Source organism: Microcosmobacter mediterraneus, from assembly GCF_031846265.1.
GTDB lineage: Bacteria > Bacteroidota > Bacteroidia > Flavobacteriales > Flavobacteriaceae > Microcosmobacter > Microcosmobacter mediterraneus.
In genome coordinates this window covers 605,230-629,214 of sequence record NZ_JAVRIA010000002.1, presented here as the reverse complement: position 1 = coordinate 629,214, position 23,985 = coordinate 605,230, and the positions used below count along the sequence as shown (strand labels likewise).

The following is a 23,985-nucleotide window of genomic DNA, read 5'->3' as shown; positions in this document are numbered from 1 at the left end:
TAATTATGAAAAAAACATTACTAGGATTATTAACCTCTGTTGCTGTTATCACAAGTATAACGGCTCAAACAGAAAATAGCTGTAATGCTGCAGAAGCATCTTCTACTATTGTAAAAGATGTTGTTTACAATGTAGGGACATTAGATGGTGAGTCATCTAATTTATTCTGTGAAGGGAACGGAAACAACGTGGATTTTGGGGAATGGGTCAAATACGTTGCTACTGCAGATGCTTTAGTAACTGTAAGTTCAGATTTAGATCAAAACACAGGTAAAGACACCAGAGTTCAAATTTATACAGGTTCTTGCGGAAGCCTTGTATGTGTTACAGGTGATGATGATGATGGTAGCGGTTACCTTTCAGTTGCAGAATTTAATTCTACGGCAGGAACTACATACTATATCGTTTGGGATGATCGTTGGAATAACAGTAGTGACTTCGATTTTATTTTAACCGAAGGTGCTCTCCCTCCTCCTCCTGCAGAATCTCCTATCTCATTTACTCAAACTGCTATTAGTGCTCCAGGAGCTTATGACTTAGGATTGGTGGATATGAATGGTGATTTCTTGGATGACCCTGTCTCTGTTAGCGGAAATAGAATTTACATTAATTACCAAGATGATTCTGAGCCTACTGGTTTTGAGTTTGTTGAAATTACTACAACTAATGCAGATTATCTACCTGGATGGAGTTTAACTATCGCTGATTATGATTCTAATGGATATAGTGATTTAATGTATGGTGCAGGTAGTGGTGTTACTTTAATGAGAGCTAATAGTGATGGTACTGGGTATACTGAAGTAAATCCTGTAGACGAAAATGGACAAGCACCTTTCCTTTTTTCACAGAGAGGAAATTTTGTAGATGTTAATAATGATGGTCATTTAGATGCCTTTATGTGTCATGATGTAGCTCCAAGTGTTACTTTTACTAATGATGGTAATAATAATCTCATTCGTGATAACTCTAATGGTTTAGGTGATTTCTCATCTGGTGGAAATTATGCCTCTATTTGGATTGACTATGATAATGATCTTGATATCGACATGTTTATGGCTAAATGTGGTGGATCTGGAGATAGACCAAAAAATCAATTATACAGAAACGACAGTGAGTTAATTGATGATGTTAAGAGAAATTTTTCTCAAGATTTTACAGAAGTTTCAAATGAACCAGGAGTAAACCTTTGGGACGATGTTCAGACTTGGTCATCAGCTTGGGGTGATTTTGATAATGATGGTGATATGGATGTTTATGTAGGTTCTAGTACAGGGAGTGACCACACATTAATGCGTAATGATGGCTTAATAGATCCAGTTGAGCCTGAAGGCGTAGAAGATACAGGTTTATTTCCTCAGTTTACTGATGTAACTATTGATCCTATTTCTGGAGTTAATTCTGGAATAACCTCAAATCAAACTATTGGACATGAAAGTATAGCTCATGATTTTGATAACGATGGTAACCTAGACATCTTTACTAATGGTTCAATTTTATTTGGTAATGGAGATATGACCTTTTCAAGAGTATCTGATCTAACTCTACCTTCTTCATATGGTGGAGCGATAGGAGACCTTAATAATGATGGCTATTTAGATTTCTTTGCTTCAGGTGCTATCTATACAAACAATAAAGAATCTGGTAACAATTGGGTGAAAATTGTAACCATAGGTAAATCTTATGAAGGCCTTCCAAACAGAAGTAATAGAAATGGAATTGGCGCTAGAGTTGTATTAGAAACTTCTTCTGGTAAGCAAATTAGAGATGTTAGAGCTGGTGATGGTTTCAAATATGCAAACACATTAAATACTCATTTTGGAATTGGTACAGAGGATGCGATAACTTCTATCACAGTATATTGGCCATCTGGACAGATTGATAAAATTGATAATCCAGCAATAAACTCTACAATCGTCATACCTGAAGGTGATTTTACACTTTCTGTTAATGAGTCACTAGTTGAAGATTTAATTTTATATCCTAATCCTACCAAAGATTTCTTAAACTTAAATACTACAATAGGATTGAGTGATGCAATTTACTCTGTGTTTGACCTTAATGGGAAACGTATTTTAAATGCTAGACTTAATTCTGAAACGAAAATTGATGTTACAGCGTTACAAGCTGGTCAATATATTTTAAGGATTATTTCTAATGATACCATTAGAACTCAGAAATTTGCTAAGTATTAATTAAACAATACATCTATCAAAAAACCCAAGACGATGTCTTGGGTTTTTTGTTGAACATATTTATTTTTAGTTACATTTTCATTAACCAAGATTTAACATCAACTTCGGCTTTAATTATGGTTTTTAAATCTTCAATCTTAACTCGTTGTTGCTCCATAGTATCTCTATGACGAATAGTAACGGTATTATTTTCTATAGTATCATGATCTACTGTAATACAAAATGGAGTACCATTAGCATCTTGTCTTCTGTAACGCCTACCAACAGCATCTTTTTCATCATAAGTTACATTAAAGTACCATTTTAAATCCTCTACGATACTTCGTGCTATTTCTGGTAAGCCATCTTTTTTAACTAAAGGCAGAACAGCTGCTTTAGTTGGTGCTAAAACCGCAGGTAATTTTAAAACAGTACGTGTTGTATTATTATCTAATTCTTCGTCTTGTAAAGCCCTTGAAAATACAGCTAAAAACATTCTATCTAAGCCAATAGAAGTTTCTAAAACATATGGTGTATAGCTAGCATTATCCTCATGATCAAAATATTGTAATTTCTTACCTGAGAATTCTTCATGTTGTTTTAAATCGAAATCTGTACGAGAATGAATACCTTCTAATTCTTTGAATCCAAATGGAAATTTAAACTCAATGTCTGATGCTGCATCAGCATAATGTGCTAGTTTCTCATGATCATGGAAACGATAATTCTCCTCTCCCATTCCTAAGGATAAATGCCACTTTAAACGTGTGTCTTTCCAATGCTCATACCATTCTTTTTGAGTACCAGGCTTTATGAAAAATTGCATCTCCATTTGTTCAAACTCTCGCATTCTAAAAATAAACTGTCTTGCAACAATCTCATTTCTGAACGCTTTTCCTGTTTGAGCAATCCCAAAAGGTATTTTCATTCGTCCAGTTTTTTGAACATTTAAAAAATTAACAAAAATACCTTGCGCAGTTTCTGGACGTAAATATAAATCTGTTGCATGCTCTGCTGAAGCTCCAAGTTTTGTTCCGAACATAAGATTAAACTGTTTTACATCAGTCCAATTCTTTGAACCTGTTAATGGATCAGCAATCTCTAGCTCTTCAATCAATGCTTTTACATCTTGTAAATCTTCTGCTTCTAAAGACTTTGCCATTCTGGTTAAGATAGTATCGATTTTATCTTGGTATCCTAAAACACGCGGATTAGTAGATATGAATTCATCTTTGTTAAAAGCGTCTCCAAAGCGTTTTTCTGCCTTTTTAACTTCTTTTTCAATCTTATTTTCAATCTTAGCACAATAATCTTCAATTAAAACATCTGCTCTATATCGCTTTTTAGAATCTTTATTATCAATCAAAGGATCATTAAATGCATCGACATGGCCAGACGCTTTCCAGGTCGTTGGGTGCATAAAAATTGCAGCATCTAAGCCAACAATATTATCATGCATTTGCACCATGGCTTTCCACCAATAATCTCTTATATTCTTTTTTAGCTCTACACCATTTTGAGCATAATCGTAAACTGCACTTAATCCGTCATAGATTTCACTACTCTGAAACACATAACCATACTCTTTAGCGTGTGCTATTACTTTTTTAAACTTGTCATCTTTATTTGCCATGCTGCAAAAATAAAAAACCGCTCTAATTAAATAGAACGGTTTAAAGTAAATTTATGGTTGGTTTTATTTTAATCTCACTTTTGTGCTCCCAAGCTTTTTGCCTTGATGGAAAACATTAACATAATAAGTACCTTTTAATAATGGCTTTTCAGTTTTTGTAGCCTTAATAGATTTGCAAATATCCAAAGTCTTATTGTTGTAATCTATTGTTGTTTTTAAACTATAAATAAGCGTAGAATTTCCAAATTTAATAGCACCTTTATCTGAAAGGACATTGTTATTAGGACTAACAATTTGTATATAGATATTCTTTTTTCCTGGCGTAGTTAAGCTATTTTTTGCTAAAGTAAAACACACATCAATAGCATTAGCTTTAGAAGCTTTCGTCGTTTCCACCTTACTACCTAATATAGAGTTGTAAGCTAAAGCTTTAAAAGAAGTTGCTGTAAGTTCCGAGGCAACGTCTATAGTAGAATTTAACTTAGAATTTTCTTTGCTTAACATTGCATTTTTATTCTGTTGAAGTGTAAGTGCGTTAGTCGTAATCTGTTTTTCAGAGACTAAATCTGTATTTACATCTTCTAGAGAATCTATGTTTGCAACAAGAGCCGAATTTTTACTTTTAAGCCTATTTAATTGCGCTCTGTATTTATTTATAACGGATAAATCACTATTCAATAAACTAAGTGAATCCAATGCTATTTCAGTATTTATTTTAGCGAATTCGAGTTGTGATGCTAGGTCTGAGTTGTTAATTTCTAATGCATCATATCTCGAGATTATTTGGGACAGTTCGCTTTCAACAAGTTTTTTTTCAGCTTCAAAAAACGCACGTTCTCGTTCAATGGATTGATAGTTTTTGTAGCTAAAAACTGATAAAACTGCAATGGCCATAATTAATGAACCAATAATTAATCTGTAGTTAAAAAATTGAGGGTTAACTATCATAATTAATTTTCATAATTTCAAAGCACAAAAATAGAAGCACCAAAACTGTAAATTCATTTTAATCGATGAAGTGATGATAAATTTGTTAAACTTGTTTTTTCCTAAGGTTTGCTATGCATGTACAAATATGCTTAGTGACAATGAGCAGTATATTTGTACCTCTTGTCGACAAGAGCTTCCTGTTACTAATTTCCACTTTGACAATTCTGAGGTCATAAAAAAGATTTTATACGGAAGGGTTTTATTAAAAAACGCAACTGCTCTTTTGCATTTTAACAAAAAAAGTAATGTTCAGCAATTATTGCATAACCTAAAATATAGAAACCATGAAACCATAGGAACTGTATTAGGACAATGGTTAGGTTATGAATTATCTACACTAGAGAGCTATAAATCTATAGATATTGTTATCCCTGTGCCTTTGCACAAGTCTAAACTTAAAACCAGAGGCTATAATCAGGTTGCAAAATTTGCTCAAGAAATCGCTAGAGCACTTGATGCTGAATATAGAGATGATGTTCTTACAAAAACTTTAGCCTCTAAAACACAGGTATTTAAAAATAGACTTAGTCGTTGGATAAATACCGAAGAGAAATTTAGTCTAAAAAGTACAGAAAACTTGCAACACAAGCACATTCTTTTAGTCGATGACATAATCACAACAGGTGCAACTATTGAAGCTTGTTCTAATCAGCTTTTTCAAATTAATAGCATAACATTAAGTGTAGCCACTATGGCAATTACAGATTGATTTTTACGTTAGAATCCTAAATAAATTGTTTCTTTGCTTTTCGGAATAATTTGAATCTATGTCAAAAAAGTTTCAAACTTTTAGTTTTATTATAATCCTTGCTATTTCTATCATAGGATGTGCTAATCGTGGTACACCTTCTGGTGGTGAAAAAGACACCATTCCTCCAGAAATTATTAGATCTGTACCAGAGAATTTTTCGACTGATTTCTCGGGAAATGAAATTAGAATTTATTTCGATGAATATATTAAACTTAAAAATATACAGAAGCAGCTTATTGTTTCTCCACCTATGGATCCTGCTCCAGAAATTATGCCTTTAAGTGCTGCGAGTAAGTATATTAAAATAACCATCAAAGATACGCTAGAGCCCAATACAACATATGCGCTTAATTTTGGACAAAGTGTTGTGGATAATAACGAAGAAAATCCATATCCATACTATCGTTACGTATTTTCTACTGGCGAAACTATAGATTCGCTCTCAGTAAAAGGAAGTGTTATGGACGCTGAAAGCAGAATAACAGATACTTTTATTTCTGTGATGCTTTATCCTGTTGATTCTACGTATAACGATTCAATAATTTATAAACAGAAACCAAAATATATTACCAACACTCTAGATAGTACTACAACGTTTAGTATTGATAATATTAAAGAAGGAAAATATTTGTTAGTTGCTCTAAAGGAAGAGAATAGCAACTTTACTTTTGATCCAAAAACAGATAAAATAGGATTCTATAAAGATTTTATTGATGTTCCTAAAGACACATTATATGAAATAAAACTTTTTAATGAAGTTGTCGATTTCAAAGGACTTAGGCCAAAACAAAGTGCTGGGCAAAAAATCGCTTTTCCGTATGAAGGAGATCCTGATAAACTTACTATTAATATTTTATCAGACACTCCAAATGATTTCTCTCACAGAATAACCAAGCAAGAAAATGCAGACACCTTGTATTATTGGTACAAACCAAAATTAGAATTAGATTCTACACAATTCATATTAAAAAAACACAATTACAATGATACCTTAAAACATCGCTTTAGATCTTTAGATAAAGATTCATTAACTGTAGTTGTTGAACCTCGTGGAACCTTAAAATACGATGAGCCTTTAAAAATAAAAGGATCAATTCCTTTTACTAAATTAGACAAAAGCTTAATTACCATTTTAGATCAAGATTCATTAAAGGTTGACTACTCTTTTAAACTTGATAGTTTAGATAATACCTACCATATAGACTTTAATAAAAAAGAAGCTTACAAATACAATGTAGAGATATTACCAAATGCTTTAGAAGATTTCTTCGGAAACACTAATGACACTATACAGCATTCTGTTAATACTAAAGAATATGCAGAATATTCAGATATTAGGCTTACTCTGGTAAATGCAGAATATCCTGTCATTGTTCAGTTAGTAGATAATAACGACAAAGTATTTTATGAAGACTATGTATCTGAAAATAGACCTATTGATTTTGAGCATATTACACCTAAAGATTATTATGTAAAGGTTATTTTTGATATTAACAAAAATGGAAAATGGGATTCTGGTAATTTCTTAAAACGTATTCCACCAGAACGAGTTAGCTATATGAAGGAATTTGCTGAAGCTAGAGCAAATTGGGCTCCACAAATTATATTTACGTTAGATTAAAAGTATCTCTATCCGTTAGAAATTGTAACTTTTCTCTGTATTTTAAAATATGACTTTTCTCTATAACTACGACCTCTGTATGTTCATCACCTTCTGGAATTGTATCTATGCGTTGTCCTAACACATCATACGCTGCAGAGTGACCAGTATACTCAAATCCATTACCATCTAAACCTACTCTATTAACTCCAATACAATAGCTCATATTCTCAATAGCTCTTGCTTTTAATAATGCAGACCATGCATCAACTCTTACCTTTGGCCAATTAGCAACATAAAATAATAAATCGTAATCTTGAGTATTGCGAGCCCAAACTGGAAAACGTAAATCGTAACAAATTAATGGGCATATCTTCCAATCTTTATAGTTAATAATAACCTTTTCGGTACCTGCTTTATACACTTTGTGTTCACCTGCCAAAGTAAATGTATGACGTTTATCGTAGGTAAATATTTTTCCTTTAGGAGTCACAAAAAGTAATCGGTTATAAAAGGTGTTATCTTCAGAAACAGCAATACTTCCAGTAATAGCTGAATTACATTTTTTGCTTAATTCTTTAAGCCAACTAACTGTTTCCCCTTGCATTGTTTCTACCACAGAGCTAGCATTCATAGTAAAACCAGAGGTGAACATTTCTGGGAGTACAATAATATCTACAGGCTCAGTTATAGCTTCTATTTTCTCTTTAAGGTTTATTCTATTTTGTATTGGGTTTTCCCAAACTAAATTTGTTTGTACTAAGCCAATTTTTAAAGTATTACTCATCCTCTAAAAATAAAAAAAATAGAGCACAAAAAAGCCATAAGTAGTTAACTCCTTATGGCTTTCTTGTAGTAAGCTCTATAAAAAATCTACATCTTCTTTTTAGATTTTACCACTTTTTCGGTAAGCTTCTCAATCTTTTCTATCCATTTTCTTTCATCTTCTGGAGACAGCTTACCTTTATTTTTTAGTTTTTCGTATTTTTTTTGAGCTTTAGCTAAAGCACTTGAGGATTTATCAAAATTCTTTTGAGCTTTTTCTTTTTTCTTTAATGCTTTTGCCGATTTTTTAGCTTCTTTCTCTGCTTTTTTTTGAGCTTTCTCAGCCTTCTTTAATTCTTTTTCTCTTTTCTTCTCTGCTTTTTCTTTAGCTTCTTTTAGCTCTTTGGTTTTAGTGATTTTTTGAGCACTTGCTAAAATAGCTGAACGATCTTCTACAGAAAGTGTCTCTGTAACATCCTGATCGTTTAAAAAGATCTTATCTTTTTTAACTTCGTATTGCTTACCATCTTTTTCTACCTGTTGTGCATTTAATAGTAATCCTAAACAAAGGCAAATTACAGTTGCTATAAGTTTCATTTATGTATGCGTTAATAATTTTATTGATTAGACACATAAAATTAATAAAAGTTACTTTATGATTATATACTACATAAAATCTCTGCGGCTTTTATTAATGTGTCTTCTGTTTTAGCAAAACAGAAACGTAGTACTTTATCATCTTTTTGCTGCTCATTAAAAATAGATAACGGAATCGAAGCTAATCCTTTATCTATCGTTAGGCGTTTTGCAAAATCTACATCGTACTCATTAGAAATACCTGAATATTCTAACACCTGAAAGTAGGTGCCTTGGGATGGTTTAAACTTAAATCTAGAATTAGAAATAAGACTTAAAAATAAATCGCGTTTTTGTTGAAAAAAAGAATTTAAGCCTAAATACGTTTCAGCATTTTGCATATAATCTGCAATACCTTTTTGCGAAGGATGATGTACCGAAAACACATTAAATTGATGCACTTTTCTAAATTCAGCCATCAAGTAATCTGGTGCACAACAGTAGCCTATTTTCCATCCTGTATTATGAAATGTTTTACCAAAAGAAGCTGTTATAAAACTACGTTGCTTTAAACTTTCAAATAAACAAACACTTTGATGCTGTTCATTATCAAAAATAATGTGTTCGTAGACCTCATCACTAAGTACAATAATATCAGTACCATTGGTTAGTTTTTGAAGCTCAAGCATATCGTCTTTAGACCAAATAGTTCCACTTGGGTTATGAGGTGTATTAATAATTATCATTTTGGTTTTAGAAGAAATCAACGATGCCACTTCTTGCCAATTTACAGTATAGTCAGGAGCAGATAACTGAACAGTAATTGCCTTACCTCCATTGATTTCTATATTGGGTTGATAACTATCATAAGCTGGTTTAAAAATAATAACCTCATCATTGGTTTTCACAAAGGCAGACACAATGGTATAAATAGCTTGTGTTGCGCCAGCTGTTATTGTTATTTCTGTTTCAGGATGGTATGAACTACTATAAAGTTTCTCGTACTTATGTGCTATGGCTAATCGTAAATCCAAATTCCCTGGCATAGGCGCATATTGATTGTAGCCATTATGCAAGGCATTAGTCACAAAATCATTAAGTTGTTCTGAACTTGGGTAATTAGGAAAGCCTTGAGACAGATTAATAGCATCATGCTTGTTGGCAAGCTGACTCATCACAGTAAAAATAGTGGTGCCAACATTAGGTAATTTGGATTGGTGTTGCATAGCGATAACCCATTTTTTGTGAGCTTTTTAAAGTCTAAACTTTAAACTAAGGTTAATTCTTCAGAAAAAAAGTTAAAAAAATCATTAAAAATAAAGATATCATAAACATAAGATAATTCTACTGTAAACTGTAATTATTTACTTGGTTAACTATTAATTAACCAATAATCAACCAATGAAAAAACAGTATTTTTTAGCAGCAATTTTCGTTTTGCTATATGCCTTTTCTTTCTCTCAAGAAGGCAATATTAAAGGAACTATAAGTGATGAACAAGGTCTAGTTGTGCCTTATGCAACGATAAGTATTCCAGATTTAAATAAAGGAACTGTATCCGATTCTGAAGGTAAATTTTTATTATTAAAAGTTCCAATAGGAAACCAAACCCTAAAAATTGAATATTTAGGTTATGGAAGCCAAGAGCTGTCAGTAGAAGTTAAAGAAGGCGAAACGGTTGAGGTAAAAATAGTTTTAAAACCTCAAGTTGAAGAATTAGACGGCGTTATTTTAACGGGTTTTGCAAGTGGGCAAGCCAAAGCGCTTAACACACAAAAAAATAAGCAAAACATTACAAACATTGTGTCTTCTGACCAGGTTGGTAAATTCCCAGACGCAAATATCGGTGATGCCGTTAAGCGTATTCCTGGTATTACTATGCAAGTGGACCAAGGTGAAGCAAGAAACGTTATTGTAAGAGGTTTAGCACCACAGTTAAATTCTGTAACATTAAACGGCTCACGTATTCCATCTGCTGAAGGTGATAATAGAAATATTCAAATGGATTTAATTCCTGCGGATATGATTCAGCAAATAGAAGTTAACAAGGCCGTAACACCAGATATGGATGGCGATGCACTCGGTGGCTCGGTAAATCTTGTAACTCGTACTGCACCAGAAGGCTTTAGAGTGTCTGCAACTGCTGGTTCTGGTGTTAGTTTTATAACGGACAAACGTATATTAAATGGGTCTTTTTTAGTGGGAGACAGAAGTAAAGACGGAAAATTTGGTTGGATGCTTTCAGCCTCAATAAATGATAACGATTTTGGTTCAGATAATATAGAATTTGAATGGGTAAACGAAGCTGAAAGTCCTGTAACAGATGAAGATATAGAGGTTTCACCTTTTGTCGAAGAACATGATATTAGAACCTATCTTGTACAACGTGTAAGACGTAGTTTTTCAGCAAATTTCGATTATAATTTTAATGCTAATAATTCTATCTTCTTAAAAACAATGTACAACTGGCGAGATGATAGAGAAAACCGTTACAGATTACGTTTTAGAAGTATTGAACCAATTTTTGAAGACGGGACAGAAAACATAAACGGTTACCAAGGTGAGATTAGAAGGCAAACCAAAGGAGGTTTAGATAATAATAGAAACCAAAACAGACGCCTTGAAGACCAGCGTATGCAAAATTATAGTTTAGGAGGTAATCATCTTTTTGGCACTGTAAAGATGGACTGGATGGCGTCTTATGCAAATGCTTCCGAAGAGCGATTAAACGAACGTTACATAGAGTATGAGTTAGAAGAGAATGATTCTGGAGACCCAATTCCTTTTAATGTAAATTTGTCTAACCCAGAATTTCCTGTAATTACAGCAGTAAATTCTAATGATGTTACTTTAGATAGATTTGAGTTAAATGAGATTACGGAAGAAAATCAGTTTACTGAAGAAAAAGACTTTAACATATTTGCCAATTTTGAATTACCAGCAGACTTTTTTGATAAAGGCGATGGGTTTGTAAAATTTGGTGGACGCTTAAAAATTAAAGACAAAAACAGAGATAATAATTTCTTTGAGTTTAGTCCACAGACTTCAGACTTTGATAATTTTAATGCTTTACCATTAACTAGCCAGACCGATTCTGACTTTTTAGCTGGTAGTCAATATGCGGCTGGTCAATACGTAGCGCCAGAGTTTTTAGGCCAATTAAACTTATCAAACGCTTCACAATTTGAAAGCGAATCTGTTGTAGATGAGTTTCTTGCTGGTAATTTTGAGGTTTCAGAAAATGTGTTTGCTGGTTATGTAATGGCCAATCAAAAACTCTCAGACAAGTTAACCGTATTAGCAGGTCTTAGATTAGAAAGCACCAAAACAGAAACTCAAGGCAATGAGGTGATTTTTGATGAGGATGGTGATTTTGATTCGGTCAATGTCATAAAAGAGGACAATACCTATACCAATATACTACCTGGCTTACATTTTAAGTACGACCTAAATGATAGAACCATAATTAGATTTGCATGGACAAACACATTGGCGAGACCAAACTATATAGATTTAGTACCGTTTAGAAATGTGGTTAATGAAGATGAAGAGCTTGTATTAGGTAACCCAAATCTCGATGCGACGACATCAATGAACTTTGACCTCATGGCAGAACATTACTTTAAAAATGTAGGTATAATCTCTGGAGGTACCTTTTATAAGAGTATTAATGATTTTATTTACGTTTTTCAGTTCGAAGATGCAGCTTCAGGTTTTGACGCGTTTCAGCCAAGAAATGGAGACTCTGCAAATATCTTTGGATTTGAGCTTGCTTTTCAACGACAGTTAGATTTCTTACCAGGTTTTGCAAAAAACTTCAATATTTACCTAAACTACACCTATCTTAACTCTACTGCAGATGGTGTTAGAAACGAAGATGGAGACGAGCGTACCGATTTAGATTTACCAGGCACAGCACCAAATATGTTTAATGGGTCGTTAGCTTATACCGATAAGAAATTCAACATACGATTATCTGCAAATTATTCTGATGCATACATCGACGAAATTGGCGGCAGTGCTTTTGAAGACCGTTACTATGACGAGCAGTTTTTATTAGATTTTAATGTAAGCTATGCCATAAATCCTAACTTAAGAATCTATGCCGATTTAAATAATATTACCGACCAACCGTTACGTTATTTTCAGGGTGTAAGTAATAGAACAATGCAAGCAGAATATTATGGAAGACGTTTAACCTTTGGATTAAAATATGATTTATTTAAAAGAAAATAAGCTCTACGTAATAGTTATTTTTCTTATGGTTTTTATGAGCTGCAAGAAAAATAGCCTTCCTGTTATAGAACCAGTTTTAAGAACAGAGCTAATACCTCATGATACCGATGACCCAGCAATTTGGGTTAACATATCTAATCCAGAAAATAGTATTGTTTTTGGCACAGATAAAGATGAAATTAATGGTGGTGTTTATGCCTTTAATTTAGATGGAAAAATAATCAAAGGAAAATCCATTACAAACATAAGTTACCCCAACAATGTTGATGTTGCGTACAATTTTAAGCTCAACGATTCTACCAAAACAGATGTCTTAGCGTTTACAGAACGTGGAAAAAATCAAATCCGTTTGTTTTCTGTGCCAGATATGAAAATGTTAGACAATGGTGGTTTTAAAGTCTTCGAAGACGAAACAGATATTGCATTTAAGAGACCAATGGGTATTGCGTTTTATACAGATGTTAAAACCGAATCTACCTATGTCATAGTGAGTAGAAAAGAAGGTTCTAAAACCAATTATTTATACCAATATGCAATTGAGTGTGATAGCACAGGAATACAATCAAAATTGGTTAGAAAATTTGGTGCGTTTAGTGGTAAAAAAGAGATTGAAGCTATTGCTGTAGATGAAGAATTGGGTTTTGTCTATTACTCAGACGAAGGTCATTGTGTCAGAAAATATTATGCCAATCCTGATAAAGGAAATGAGGAAATAGCGTGTTTTGGCGCAGATTATTTTAGAGACGATATCGAAGGTATTGCTATTGTAAAATATGAAAACAACTCAGGGTTTTTAGTAGTCTCAGACCAGCAAAATCATAGTTTTTCAATATTTGATAGAAACACTAACGCATTTATTAAAGCCATAAATCTGGGAACGGTAGAAACAGATGGTTGTGAGGTTACCACAGTTAATTTAGGAAGTAAATTCCCAAATGGATTGTTTGTCTCAATGACCGATTCTAAAGAGTTTTTATTTCATGAACTAGGAAATCTTAATCTTAGCAAGGATTAAATTTCATATTTTTTTAAAGTTGATTGAGCCCTTTCTAGAAATAGAAAGGGTTTTTTATTTCAAAATATCATCTATAATCTTCAGATGATGCGTCGTATGAAGTTGTAAAAACCTAATCGTCCTTGGTTTGTTAAGCACACCAAAAATAAAGTGTTTAAAATGTGCATTCCAATCTGCGGTTTTTAACTTTTCAAGATTTTGAAATGCTATTTCTAGTTGTTGATTAATAGTTTCTATCGCTATAACCTCTGGTGATTTTACAACTTTTGGAGCTCTTACTTTTCCTCTTGGGAAATACCCTAAGGTAAAAAATAATAAGCGCCATTTATTAAACTTGCTTACATAATCCTTGGGATTAGACTCTAAGAATGTTTTAGAGACTAGGTTAAAAACTCGTAACGAATGGTCTATTTGCCATGCCACATCAGAGTTAGATACTGAATGCTTTCGCTGGTTTTTCTTGTTCTTATAACTTGCCAATTCTTCTAAAAGAGGTCGAAGTGTTTCGGGTTTTCGATTAATCATGCTCTAAGCTAAGTAAATTTTAGCAATAAAAACCCTTACATTTCTGTAAGGGTTTTTTATTATAATTAAGATTCTTCGCTTGAGCTCTGAATGACATTAGTATCTGTAATACTCAGGTTTATAAGGGCCTTCTTGTTTTACACCAATATAATCGGCCTGGTCTTTTCTAAGCTCAGTCAATTCTACACCAATTTTAGCTAAATGTAGTTTAGCTACTTTTTCATCTAGGTGTTTTGGTAACATATAAACTTCGTTCTTATAGTTTTCTATATTATTCCAAAGTTCTATTTGCGCTAAAGTTTGGTTTGTAAACGAGTTACTCATCACAAAACTTGGATGGCCTGTTGCACAACCAAGGTTTACTAAACGACCTTCAGCAAGGATAATAATATCCTTTCCGTTAACTGTATATTTATCAACCTGAGGCTTAATCTCTACTTTAGTGTCGCCATAGTTATCATTTAACCAAGCCATGTCAATTTCATTATCAAAATGACCAATGTTGCAAACAATAGCTTTGTCTTTTAAGGCTTCAAAATGCTTCCCTTGGACAATGTCTTTATTTCCAGTCGTTGTGATTACAATATCAGTATTACCTATAACTGTCTCTAGCTTCTTAACTTCAAAACCATCCATGGCTGCTTGTAATGCACAAATAGGATCAATTTCGGTAACGGTTACAATACTTCCAGCGCCTTTAAAAGATGCAGCAGTTCCCTTACCAACATCACCATAACCACAAACTGTTACACGTTTACCTGCTAACATAATATCAGTTGCACGACGAATAGCGTCTACTGCACTTTCTTTACAACCATATTTATTATCAAATTTAGATTTTGTTACAGAATCATTAATATTTATTGCTGGCATAGGTAACGTTCCGTTTTCCATACGCTCATATAATCTATGAACACCTGTTGTTGTCTCTTCAGATAAACCTTTAATTCCTGGAACTAATTCTGGGTATTTATCTAAGACCATATTGGTTAAATCACCACCATCATCTAAAATCATGTTTAATGGCTTTCTGTCTTCGCCAAAGAATAACGTTTGCTCAATACACCAATCAAATTCTTCTTCATTCATCCCTTTCCAAGCATAAACCGGAATTCCAGCATCTGCAATTGCAGCAGCAGCCTGATCTTGTGTTGAAAAGATGTTACATGAACTCCAAGTTACATCAGCTCCTAGAGCTTTTAAGGTTTCAATTAAAACAGCTGTTTGGATGGTCATGTGAAGACATCCAGCAATACGAGCGCCTTTAAGAGGTTGTGAATCGCCATATTCTTCTCTTAAACTCATTAGTCCTGGCATTTCTGCTTCAGCTAATTCAATCTCTTTTCTTCCCCAAGCCGCTAAAGACATGTCCTTTACTTTGTAAGGTACGTAAGTCATAGTTTTACTCATTTCTATATTTTTCTAAATGTTTAAAATTTTACCTTTGGCTTTAGACCATAAATTTGGTTAAATTAGCTTATATAAAACTTACAAGTCTGCCAAAAAGCGGTGCAAAGATAATCATTAACTTTCAGAATATTAAATGCCACTCTATAAAACGCTCAATCCCAACTCACAAACTTGCGTTAAAATCTGGAAGATTACAGAATCTTATGACGATTTACTTAAACCTTTAGATTTAAAACCAAATAGTTTAGAGCGTGTTTTAGGTATGAAAAGCGAGTTGCACCAACGTGGTTTTTTAAGCGTAAGGCATTTACTTAGAGATTTTGGATATACAGATCAAGATTTATTTTATGATGATAATGGAAAACCACATTTAAAAGATGAAAAATACATATCCATAACACATTCTTTTACGTTTTCTGGTGTTATAATAAGCGACAAACCTATTGGAATTGATATAGAAATGCAACGCGACAAAATTGGCATCATTGCTAAAAAATTTGTGGATTATGAGTTTAATTATCTCAAAAAAGACTCTAAAGATTACATTAGAAAGCTCACAGTCATTTGGGGAATTAAGGAATCACTTTATAAGCTTTTTGCCACTCCAGGTATGTTGTTTAAAGAGCACTTTTTAGTTATTCCATTTGCTCTAAAAGATGAAAAAACTATAGCTTGGATAGATTACAATGATAAAAAATACAGATATAATACAGCTTTTCTTGAGTTCGAAGGGTTTACTTGTGCTTATGTTATTCCTTAAATGAGTAAACTTTTACAATATATAATTAATGCCAAAAAAGAAGATAAAAAACTTCTTGCGGTACTTATAGATCCTGATAAAATTGAGCTTAAAAACATTTCTAATGTTGTTAATAAAGTAAATCGGTCAGTTGTTACTCATATTTTTGTAGGTGGTAGTGAAGTTGCTACTGGTCTTACAGAACTTGTCGTAAATGAAATAAAAAAGCATACCAAGTTACCTGTTATTTTATTCCCAGGAGATACCATTCAAATTACCAACAAAGCAGATGGTCTTTTGTTTCTATCGCTTATTTCTGGTCGTAATGCAGAGTATCTTATTGGCAAACATGTAGAAGCTGCTTCAAAATTATCTGACACCAAGTTAGAAGTTATTCCAACAGGTTATATCCTTATTGAAAACGGAAAGCAAACAGCAGTTGAGCGCGTTAGTGAGACAAAACCATTACAGCGAAACAATATTGATCTCATTATTGATACTGCAAAAGCTGGAGAGCTCTTAGGAATGCAACTCATATATTTAGAAGCTGGAAGTGGTGCTACTCAGCCTATTGAAGGCTCAATAATTTCTAAAGTTAAACAACACCTTAACATTCCACTCATTGTAGGAGGAGGTATTAGAAGCAAAAAGCAATTACAAGATGCTTATGATGCTGGTGCAGATCTTGTAGTAATTGGTACTGCTTTTGAAAACGATGAATTATTTTTTGACACCTTATCATGACAGAAATTATTGATTTTTTTATCGACGCTTATAAAGAAGCTCCAACGCATCTTATTGTTCTAGAAGTTATTGCTTTTGTTTTTGGAATTTTAAGTGTTTGGTTTGCCAAAAAAGCAAACATTTGGGTTTATCCAACAGGGATTATTTGCACAGTTATAACTGTTTATTTGCTCTATATCAATGAATATTTTGGCGACATGATGATGAATTTCTACTATTCCATAATGAGTATTTATGGTTGGTGGAACTGGTCTCGTAAAAAAGAAGGTGATTACATTGTTCCAATTTCAAGAACCAATAAAAAAGAAAAAATCATTGGCTTAATCATGTTTGTAATGACTATGGTTGTTACTTATCTCGTTTACAAAAGTTATGATTATAGTTTAGAAATTCCAAATTACATAGATATAGTAACTTCAGGTATATTTTTTACTGCAATGTGGTTTATGGCTAATAAAAAATTAGAAAATTGGATCTTATGGATTATTGCTAACCTCATTACCATACCTCTTTATGCTTATCGTGGATTGGGCATGTTATCTTTGCAATACATAATATTTACTATTTTGGCTATACAAGGCTATATTGAATGGAAGAAAAGCTTAAACAACAACCTGCAAACTGTATAAGAGTCGTTTTATTTGGGCCTGAGTCTACAGGTAAGACAACTCTTGCGCGTCAATTAGCCAGGCACTATAATTCTGTTTGGGTGCCAGAATATGCACGAGAGTATCTTCAAAACAAATGGAATAACGAACGTAAGACTTGTGAACCTCATGATTTATTGCCTATTGCTATAGGGCAAATGGCTCTAGAAAATAATTCTGCTCAAAAAACAGATTCTGTTCTAATCTGTGATACAGATCTATTAGAAACTAAGGTGTATTCTGAGGTATATTACTCAGGGAATTGCGACCCTTTAATTGAAAAATATGCATTAAAAAACTTTTATGAACTTTATTTTTTAACCTATATTGACACGCCTTGGGAAGCAGATGATTTGAGAGATAAACCAAATGAAAGAGAAGCTATGTTTAACGCTTTTGAAGATACTTTAATAAAGTATCAAAAACCCTATGTGTTGTTAAAGGGATCAAAAAAAGAACGGCTTAAATTAGCTACTCATCATATAGATAAATTATTAGATAAAAATTAATGAGTTTTACCGAAAAGGATATACGACAAATAGAAGCTAAAGGATTAACTCTTAAAAAAGTTGAAGCACAAATTGGTCTTTTTGAATCTGGCATTCCATTTACTAATATTGCTGAAGCTGCAAGAATAGACAACGGAATTTTAAAACTCAACGAAGCACTTATTGAGGATTCAATTTCACATTTCGAGAAAGAAAAGAATAATGTATTGTTGTTAAAATTTGTTCCTGCTTCTGGTGCAGCTACAAGAATGTTTAAGTTTTTATTTAAATTTCTAAAAGAATATAATACTCAAAAAGAGTCTATTAATTCTCATATAAACAAAAACAAGTTAAAAGACTTGTCCTTGTTTTTAGTTGGTTTAGAAAAATTTCCGTTTTATAAGTTGGTTTTAGAGCAATTAGAATCTAAAGGCATAAGTTTTGAAAAACTATCTACAAGTGATAAAGCATGGCACTTTGTAAGTGCAATGCTAGATAAAGATAAGCTTAATTTCGCAAACTCACCTAAAGGGTTGTTGCCATTTCATGAGTATAAAAACAATCATATTTCTACAGCTTTTGAAGAGCATTTGTACGAAGCTGCTCTCTATGCATCTGATGATAATAATGCGAAGCTTCACTTTACTATTTCAGAACGATTTAAGGATACATTTGACAAAGAATTTAGGCGTATTGAAGAGTACGTAGAGAAAAAAACAGGTGTCTCTTTTGATATTTCTTTTTCTTACCAACACGAATCAACAGATACTATAGCTGTTACCCTAAAAAATAAGCCTTTTAGAGACGATAATGAGTCCTTACTCTTTAGACCATCTGGTCATGGCGCATTAATTAAAAACCTAAATGAATTAGATGCTGATATTATTTTTATAAAGAATATAGATAATGTGGTTGTAAAAAAGTACAAAGAAGACGTTGCAAAATACAAAAAGGTATTAGCAGGGATTCTTTTAAAATTACAGAATAAAACATTTCAGTTTTTGCGAAATCTAGAAAACGAACGAATCACTGAAGATGAACTCATTACAATAGCAGAATTTTTAACAAGGGAGTTAAGTGTTAAAATTTCTCATGAATTCGAAAAATATTCAGACAAATATAAAATCGAGTATTTAAAAGCTAAACTAAACAGGCCAATTCGTATCTGTGGAATGGTAAAAAATGAAGGTGAACCAGGAGGAGGACCATTTTGGGTAAAGGATCAAAGTTGGAATCAATCACTTCAAATTGTTGAATCTGCTCAGATTAATCAAAAGGACAAAATTCAAAAAAACATCTTAAAAAATGCTACCCATTTTAATCCAGTAGATTTGGTTTGTGGTGTGAAAAATTATAAAGGCGAGAAATTTAACTTAGAGAACTTTGTAGATCATAAAGCTGCTTTTATCACTATGAAAACAAAAGTGGGTAAAGATCTAAAAGCCTTAGAATTGCCTGGTCTATGGAATGGAAGTATGGCATATTGGAATACTATTTTCGTAGAAGTCCCAATCATTACTTTTAATCCTGTAAAAACGGTTAACGACCTTCTAAAAGCACAACACCAAATAACTTAATGCAAATTATTAGTCAACTTATATCAGAATTATCTTTTAAAGCTATACGTAGTTCTGGTAAAGGTGGGCAGCACGTTAATAAAGTAAGTTCAAAAGTTGAATTAAGCTTCAATATTAATGCTTCTCAAGTATTATCAGAGGAAGAAAAAGAGCGCCTTACATTAACACTCCAGTCGCGTATTACTCAAGAAGGGCTTATTATACTTCAATGTGACGAAACTAGAAGTCAGCATAGAAATAAAACTTTGGTTATTCAGCGTTTTATTAAGCTTATTGAGGACGGGCTTATCGTAATGAAAAAAAGGAAGTCTACAAAAATCCCAAAAGCAGTTAAAGAGAAACGTCTAAAAAACAAGCGTTTTAATTCCGAAAAGAAATCATCTAGGAAAAAACCTGATATTGATTGATTTTATTTATCATCATCGTAATATTGCAATATTACGATGATGTTTAAACGATAAAAACTACTTACTTTATAATAGCTATTTCATTTTTGGTTATTACTTTTGCATCGTTCTCAAAAAAGGGGTGCCTATTGAGTTCAAGGTTTACAATTTAAGATCCAAAGTCGTTTTAAGAAGCTCTTTGAATTTTGAATATGAAACTTTAAACTTAAAAAGCTGAGATCATACCCATTGAACCTGAGCAGGTAATGCTGCTAAGGAAATCAGAAATGTAAACTGTCATTGCGTGGATGAAGATTTAATAAATCTGAAGACGTGGCAATCTCTTAAAACATTTCATCAAAATTTTAATATTAAAGAATAATGACCTCTTTTTATTCGATTATTGTATTTAATCGTAATGAAAAAAATAATTTATACTCTTGTAATCTGTTTAGTAGCAACTTTTGCACATTCACAAGAAAAACAACAAGACTCCACAAAAACCGAAAAGCTCGATGAAGTTTTAGTCAAAGCTGTTAGAGTTAATGCCAAATCACCTATTACACACACTAACCTTACTAAAAAGGAGATTGCAAAACGTAATTTGGGTCAAGACATTCCTATCCTACTTAATTTCTTACCTTCGGTAGTAACAACAACAGATGCTGGAGCTGGTATTGGTTACACAGGAATACGTGTTAGAGGTGTAAGTGCACAATCAACTAATATTACGATAAACGGAATACCTTACAACGATGCCGAATCCTTAGGAACATTTTGGGTTAACTTAGGAGACTTTGCCTCTTCAGTAGAAAGCTTGCAACTACAACGAGGTGTAGGAACTTCAACCAATGGCTCAGGAGCTTTTGGTGCTAGTATTAATGTGCTAACAGATGCTGTCTCTAAAGAAGCTTCTGGAGAAATATCAAACTCTTTTGGTAGTTTTAACACTAGAAAACATACAGTAAAGTTCAGCACAGGCTTAATGAATAATCACTTTGAAATTGCTGGACGCTTATCCAATATTGTTTCAGATGGTTATATAGATCGTGCCTCTACAGATCTTAAATCTTACTTTTTACAAGGTTCATATATAGATGACAATACACTTATTAAAGCTATAACATTTGGTGGAAAAGAAGTGACCTATCAATCTTGGTTTGGAATCGATGCTGAAACACTTAAAAATGATAGAACATTTAATCCAGCAGGAATTTATACTGATGATAATGGCAATATCCAATTTTATGATAACGAAGTAGATAATTATAACCAAGACCATTACCAATTACATTGGAATCAACGTTATAGTTCTCATTGGTCAACAACAGTTGGACTAAACTATACCTATGGTCGTGGTTATTTTGAACAGTTTAGAGAAGATGATGATTTTGAAACCTATGGCTTAGAGGAATTAACAGTTGATGGCGAAACTGTAAATACGACTGACCTCATTAGAAGACGCTGGTTGGATAACGATTTTTACGTTATAAATGCTACAGCAAACTACAAAAACAATATGCTCGATATGATTTTTGGAGGTTCCTACAGTCATTATGACGGCGATCATTTTGGCGAAGTTATTTGGGCAGAATTTGCGAGTCAATCAGAGATTAGAGATCGTTATTACGATGGCAATAGTATTAAAAACGACTTCTCAGTATTTACAAAAGCTAATTATAGACTTAATGAAAAAATTAGTCTTTATGGCGATCTACAACTACGTAATGTAACTTATGAAACCACAGGAACGAGTTCAGATATTGTGCCGTTTGAAGTGGATAAAAATTTCACATTCTTCAATCCAAAAGCAGGAATTACTTATGAACTCAATGATAAAAACAACTTTTATTTCTCCTACGCAAGAGCCAATAGAGAACCTAACAGAACGGATTTTGAAACCAATCCAAACATTGAGCCTGAGCAACTCAACGATTTTGAGCTAGGCTGGAGACATAAAAAAAATAACTTTAGCTTTAATGCTAACCTCTACTATATGCTATATAATGAGCAATTGGTGCTTTCTGGTGAACTTGATGATGTAGGTAATCCCATCAGAACTAATAGTGGAGAGAGTTATCGTTTAGGATTAGAATTAGAAACCGTTATTCCAGTAACTTCTAAATTAACCTTACAAACAAATGCTACACTAAGTTCAAATAAAAACAATGAGACTATAATACCTTTCGATGGTGAATTAGTTAATCTTGGTAAAACTGATATTTCTTTTTCACCAGAATTTATAGCGGCTAACGCTATAGTGTTTCAGCCTACTAAAAATTTACAACTATCATTATTAAGTAAATTTGTAGGTGAGCAGTATATGAGTAATACAGAAGCCGAATTGTCAAAATTAGATAGTTTTTTTACTAATGATTTCAACATCACTTACACCATGTCATTCAGAGGGAATGGCGTAACCGAAGAATCTCATACAACAACATTTTTTAATTCTATAGTGTTTACAGCTTTGGTCAATAATATCTTTAATGAGAAATTTGTGTCCAACGGTTATTATTTTACGTATGATGATGATTTCACCAATCCAGGGACTATTACAACCATTGAAGGTGCAGGATTTTATCCACAGGCTACAACCAACTTTTTAGTTGGTCTTACTTTGAATTTTTAATTTGTAATAAGAAACGTATTACTACCTGAAGGCGAAACACGATACTCTTTTAGACCACAAGCTAAATTTCCATTTTCTAAAGGTGCACCTGTAAAAAGGCTATAGGTATTCGCATCTTGGCAACCACAAGTAGCTTCAGAACCTGTAATAGAAAGTAGAGAACAACTGGTTGGTGCATGATTAGGATCTGCAGCGTCCCAAGCTCTTAAACCTGTACCAACATTAGTTACTATTATACCAGCATTACCTTGGTTAGGAATATAAACCGAATTACTTATAAACTGAAGTTGGCTAAATTGAGGTAAGTTTAGATTTACAGTGGCATTTACAGCAGCATCAAATAAAAAATTACAGTTATTTACACGGTCATTCTTGGAGCAATTCTGTAATAAAAGAATTGCAGTAAAAACTATGCTTATTTTTTTCATAATTATTTCTTTTCTTAGCAAGCGCAATGTACTAAAATAAAATAGTGCATTAAATATTTTGTATATTTGTACTCTAATCTCGTTTCAACGAGATTTTTTGTGTTTATATATAAACGCTCTATTATTAAAACGAAAAAGTTATGAGTAAGGTATCTTATTATACCGAAGAAGGTTTAAAAAAACTCAGAGAAGAATTAAGTCAACTTAAAGATGTTGAACGTGTTAAAGCCTCAAAAGCTATTGCAGAAGCAAGAGATAAAGGTGATTTAAGTGAAAACGCAGAATACGATGCTGCTAAAGAAGCCCAAGGGATGTTAGAAATGCGTATTGCTAAATTAGAAGAAGCTTTAGCTGGTGCAAGACTATTAGACGAATCTCAATTAGATACGTCTAAAGCTTTAGCTTTATCTAAAGTGAAGATAAAAAATCAGACTAATGGCATGGAAATGACCTATACCTTGGTTGCAGATGGCGAAGCCGATTTAGCTAGTGGTAAAATTTCTGTAAATTCTCCAATAGGTAAGGGTCTTTTAGGAAAGTCTGTTGGTGATGTTGCCGAAATACAAGTGCCAAGTGGTGTTATGAAATTTGATATTCTAGAGATTACTAGATAACATAAACCTATAAATTATTCTAAAAAGATTCCTATACTCTAGGAATCTTTTTTACTTT

General features: G+C 32.8%; 21 protein-coding genes. 13 read left to right on the top strand and 8 right to left on the bottom strand.

Annotated features, from left to right (window positions below; genetic code table 11):
* Window positions 1-5: 5 nt before the first annotated feature.
* Window positions 6-2,192, top strand: a complete 2,187-nt coding sequence (locus RM697_RS06280; protein ID WP_311427009.1) for an FG-GAP-like repeat-containing protein — start codon at window positions 6-8, stop codon at window positions 2,190-2,192.
* A 70-nt stretch (window positions 2,193-2,262) separates the two neighbouring features.
* Here the strand turns inward: RM697_RS06280 and RM697_RS06275 are convergent, their stop codons facing one another.
* Complete coding sequence (locus tag RM697_RS06275) at window positions 2,263-3,804, bottom strand: glycine--tRNA ligase (protein WP_311427008.1); 1,542 nt, start codon at window positions 3,802-3,804, stop codon at window positions 2,263-2,265.
* A gap of 63 nt (window positions 3,805-3,867) precedes the next feature.
* Window positions 3,868-4,752: a DUF8428 domain-containing protein gene (locus RM697_RS06270; RefSeq protein WP_311427007.1), complete on the bottom strand. Its 885-nt coding sequence runs from the start codon at window positions 4,750-4,752 to the stop codon at window positions 3,868-3,870.
* A gap of 73 nt (window positions 4,753-4,825) precedes the next feature.
* On the opposite strand from RM697_RS06270, the gene RM697_RS06265 reads away from it, so the two are divergent.
* On the top strand, window positions 4,826-5,503 hold the full coding sequence (locus RM697_RS06265; protein WP_349254587.1) for a ComF family protein: 678 nt from the start codon (window positions 4,826-4,828) through the stop codon (window positions 5,501-5,503).
* A 58-nt stretch (window positions 5,504-5,561) separates the two neighbouring features.
* Window positions 5,562-7,166, top strand: a complete 1,605-nt coding sequence (locus RM697_RS06260; protein WP_311427005.1) for an Ig-like domain-containing domain — start codon at window positions 5,562-5,564, stop codon at window positions 7,164-7,166.
* Here RM697_RS06260 and RM697_RS06255 read toward each other — a convergent pair.
* The 3 genes from RM697_RS06255 to RM697_RS06245 form a co-directional block, all read right to left on the bottom strand.
* Window positions 7,153-7,932, bottom strand: coding sequence for an amidohydrolase (locus RM697_RS06255; RefSeq protein ID WP_311427004.1), 780 nt, complete (start codon window positions 7,930-7,932; stop codon window positions 7,153-7,155). The genes RM697_RS06260 and RM697_RS06255 overlap by 14 nt on opposite strands.
* Before the next feature lie 86 nt (window positions 7,933-8,018).
* On the bottom strand, window positions 8,019-8,507 hold the full coding sequence (locus RM697_RS06250) for a hypothetical protein (RefSeq protein WP_311427003.1): 489 nt from the start codon (window positions 8,505-8,507) through the stop codon (window positions 8,019-8,021).
* Window positions 8,508-8,569: 62 nt separating this feature from the next.
* Window positions 8,570-9,712, bottom strand: a complete 1,143-nt coding sequence (locus tag RM697_RS06245; RefSeq protein ID WP_311427002.1) for a methionine aminotransferase — start codon at window positions 9,710-9,712, stop codon at window positions 8,570-8,572.
* A 175-nt stretch (window positions 9,713-9,887) separates the two neighbouring features.
* On the opposite strand from RM697_RS06245, the gene RM697_RS06240 reads away from it, so the two are divergent.
* Window positions 9,888-12,722: a TonB-dependent receptor gene (locus RM697_RS06240; protein ID WP_311427001.1), complete on the top strand. Its 2,835-nt coding sequence runs from the start codon at window positions 9,888-9,890 to the stop codon at window positions 12,720-12,722.
* 34 nt (window positions 12,723-12,756) lie between these two features.
* A complete protein-coding gene (locus tag RM697_RS06235) occupies window positions 12,757-13,737 on the top strand; it encodes a phytase (RefSeq protein WP_311427000.1) in 981 nt (326 codons plus the stop codon).
* 54 nt (window positions 13,738-13,791) lie between these two features.
* On the opposite strand, the gene RM697_RS06230 is transcribed toward RM697_RS06235, so the two are convergent.
* Entirely contained in the window at window positions 13,792-14,262 is a 471-nt protein-coding gene (locus tag RM697_RS06230) for a DUF1569 domain-containing protein (protein ID WP_311426999.1), read from the bottom strand.
* 96 nt (window positions 14,263-14,358) lie between these two features.
* Window positions 14,359-15,672, bottom strand: a complete 1,314-nt coding sequence (gene ahcY / locus RM697_RS06225; RefSeq protein ID WP_311426998.1) for an adenosylhomocysteinase — start codon at window positions 15,670-15,672, stop codon at window positions 14,359-14,361.
* A 133-nt stretch (window positions 15,673-15,805) separates the two neighbouring features.
* Between ahcY and RM697_RS06220 the strand changes: the two genes are divergently transcribed.
* The 7 genes from RM697_RS06220 to RM697_RS06190 all read left to right on the top strand — a co-directional run bounded on the left by RM697_RS06220 (window position 15,806) and on the right by RM697_RS06190 (window position 22,885).
* Window positions 15,806-16,432 (top strand): 4'-phosphopantetheinyl transferase family protein, encoded by a 627-nt coding sequence (locus tag RM697_RS06220; RefSeq protein ID WP_311426997.1) that lies wholly within the window; start codon window positions 15,806-15,808, stop codon window positions 16,430-16,432.
* Window positions 16,433-17,155, top strand: coding sequence for a phosphoglycerol geranylgeranyltransferase (locus RM697_RS06215; protein ID WP_311426996.1), 723 nt, complete (start codon window positions 16,433-16,435; stop codon window positions 17,153-17,155).
* Complete coding sequence (gene pnuC, locus RM697_RS06210; RefSeq protein ID WP_311426995.1) at window positions 17,152-17,784, top strand: nicotinamide riboside transporter PnuC; 633 nt, start codon at window positions 17,152-17,154, stop codon at window positions 17,782-17,784. The genes RM697_RS06215 and pnuC overlap by 4 nt, the downstream gene beginning before the upstream one ends.
* Complete coding sequence (locus tag RM697_RS06205) at window positions 17,745-18,311, top strand: AAA family ATPase (RefSeq protein WP_311426994.1); 567 nt, start codon at window positions 17,745-17,747, stop codon at window positions 18,309-18,311. The genes pnuC and RM697_RS06205 overlap by 40 nt, the downstream gene beginning before the upstream one ends.
* Window positions 18,311-19,867 (top strand): DUF4301 family protein, encoded by a 1,557-nt coding sequence (locus RM697_RS06200; protein WP_311426993.1) that lies wholly within the window; start codon window positions 18,311-18,313, stop codon window positions 19,865-19,867. The genes RM697_RS06205 and RM697_RS06200 overlap by 1 nt, the downstream gene beginning before the upstream one ends.
* Complete coding sequence (gene arfB / locus RM697_RS06195) at window positions 19,867-20,274, top strand: alternative ribosome rescue aminoacyl-tRNA hydrolase ArfB (RefSeq protein WP_311426992.1); 408 nt, start codon at window positions 19,867-19,869, stop codon at window positions 20,272-20,274. The genes RM697_RS06200 and arfB overlap by 1 nt, the downstream gene beginning before the upstream one ends.
* Window positions 20,275-20,671: 397 nt before the next feature.
* The gene (locus RM697_RS06190) at window positions 20,672-22,885 is read left to right on the top strand and encodes a TonB-dependent receptor (RefSeq protein ID WP_311426991.1); all 2,214 of its coding nucleotides are present in this window, start codon (window positions 20,672-20,674) and stop codon (window positions 22,883-22,885) included.
* Here RM697_RS06190 and RM697_RS06185 read toward each other — a convergent pair.
* Complete coding sequence (locus RM697_RS06185) at window positions 22,882-23,313, bottom strand: Rieske (2Fe-2S) protein (protein WP_311426990.1); 432 nt, start codon at window positions 23,311-23,313, stop codon at window positions 22,882-22,884. The two genes, RM697_RS06190 and RM697_RS06185, sit on opposite strands and share 4 nt — an antisense overlap.
* Before the next feature lie 140 nt (window positions 23,314-23,453).
* On the opposite strand from RM697_RS06185, the gene greA reads away from it, so the two are divergent.
* On the top strand, window positions 23,454-23,927 hold the full coding sequence (gene greA / locus RM697_RS06180) for a transcription elongation factor GreA (protein WP_311426989.1): 474 nt from the start codon (window positions 23,454-23,456) through the stop codon (window positions 23,925-23,927).
* Window positions 23,928-23,985: the final 58 nt, after the last annotated feature.

Excerpts from the sequence above, each read along its gene's own strand:
- greA (WP_311426989.1), top strand. The coding sequence starts at position 23,454 with ATGAGTAAGGTATCTTATTATACCGAAGAAGGTTTAAAAAAACTCAGA.
- ahcY (WP_311426998.1), bottom strand. The coding sequence starts at position 15,672 with ATGAGTAAAACTATGACTTACGTACCTTACAAAGTAAAGGACATGTCT.
- RM697_RS06245 (WP_311427002.1), bottom strand. The coding sequence starts at position 9,712 with ATGCAACACCAATCCAAATTACCTAATGTTGGCACCACTATTTTTACT.
- arfB (WP_311426992.1), top strand. The coding sequence starts at position 19,867 with ATGCAAATTATTAGTCAACTTATATCAGAATTATCTTTTAAAGCTATA.
- RM697_RS06250 (WP_311427003.1), bottom strand. The coding sequence starts at position 8,507 with ATGAAACTTATAGCAACTGTAATTTGCCTTTGTTTAGGATTACTATTA.
- RM697_RS06220 (WP_311426997.1), top strand. The coding sequence starts at position 15,806 with ATGCCACTCTATAAAACGCTCAATCCCAACTCACAAACTTGCGTTAAA.
- RM697_RS06230 (WP_311426999.1), bottom strand. The coding sequence starts at position 14,262 with ATGATTAATCGAAAACCCGAAACACTTCGACCTCTTTTAGAAGAATTG.
- RM697_RS06280 (WP_311427009.1), top strand. The coding sequence starts at position 6 with ATGAAAAAAACATTACTAGGATTATTAACCTCTGTTGCTGTTATCACA.
- RM697_RS06190 (WP_311426991.1), top strand. The coding sequence starts at position 20,672 with ATGAAAAAAATAATTTATACTCTTGTAATCTGTTTAGTAGCAACTTTT.
- RM697_RS06205 (WP_311426994.1), top strand. The coding sequence starts at position 17,745 with ATGGAAGAAAAGCTTAAACAACAACCTGCAAACTGTATAAGAGTCGTT.
- RM697_RS06200 (WP_311426993.1), top strand. The coding sequence starts at position 18,311 with ATGAGTTTTACCGAAAAGGATATACGACAAATAGAAGCTAAAGGATTA.
- RM697_RS06270 (WP_311427007.1), bottom strand. The coding sequence starts at position 4,752 with ATGATAGTTAACCCTCAATTTTTTAACTACAGATTAATTATTGGTTCA.
- RM697_RS06255 (WP_311427004.1), bottom strand. The coding sequence starts at position 7,932 with ATGAGTAATACTTTAAAAATTGGCTTAGTACAAACAAATTTAGTTTGG.
- RM697_RS06260 (WP_311427005.1), top strand. The coding sequence starts at position 5,562 with ATGTCAAAAAAGTTTCAAACTTTTAGTTTTATTATAATCCTTGCTATT.
- RM697_RS06215 (WP_311426996.1), top strand. The coding sequence starts at position 16,433 with ATGAGTAAACTTTTACAATATATAATTAATGCCAAAAAAGAAGATAAA.
- RM697_RS06185 (WP_311426990.1), bottom strand. The coding sequence starts at position 23,313 with ATGAAAAAAATAAGCATAGTTTTTACTGCAATTCTTTTATTACAGAAT.
- pnuC (WP_311426995.1), top strand. The coding sequence starts at position 17,152 with ATGACAGAAATTATTGATTTTTTTATCGACGCTTATAAAGAAGCTCCA.
- RM697_RS06240 (WP_311427001.1), top strand. The coding sequence starts at position 9,888 with ATGAAAAAACAGTATTTTTTAGCAGCAATTTTCGTTTTGCTATATGCC.
- RM697_RS06235 (WP_311427000.1), top strand. The coding sequence starts at position 12,757 with ATGAGCTGCAAGAAAAATAGCCTTCCTGTTATAGAACCAGTTTTAAGA.
- RM697_RS06265 (WP_349254587.1), top strand. The coding sequence starts at position 4,826 with ATGATAAATTTGTTAAACTTGTTTTTTCCTAAGGTTTGCTATGCATGT.
- RM697_RS06275 (WP_311427008.1), bottom strand. The coding sequence starts at position 3,804 with ATGGCAAATAAAGATGACAAGTTTAAAAAAGTAATAGCACACGCTAAA.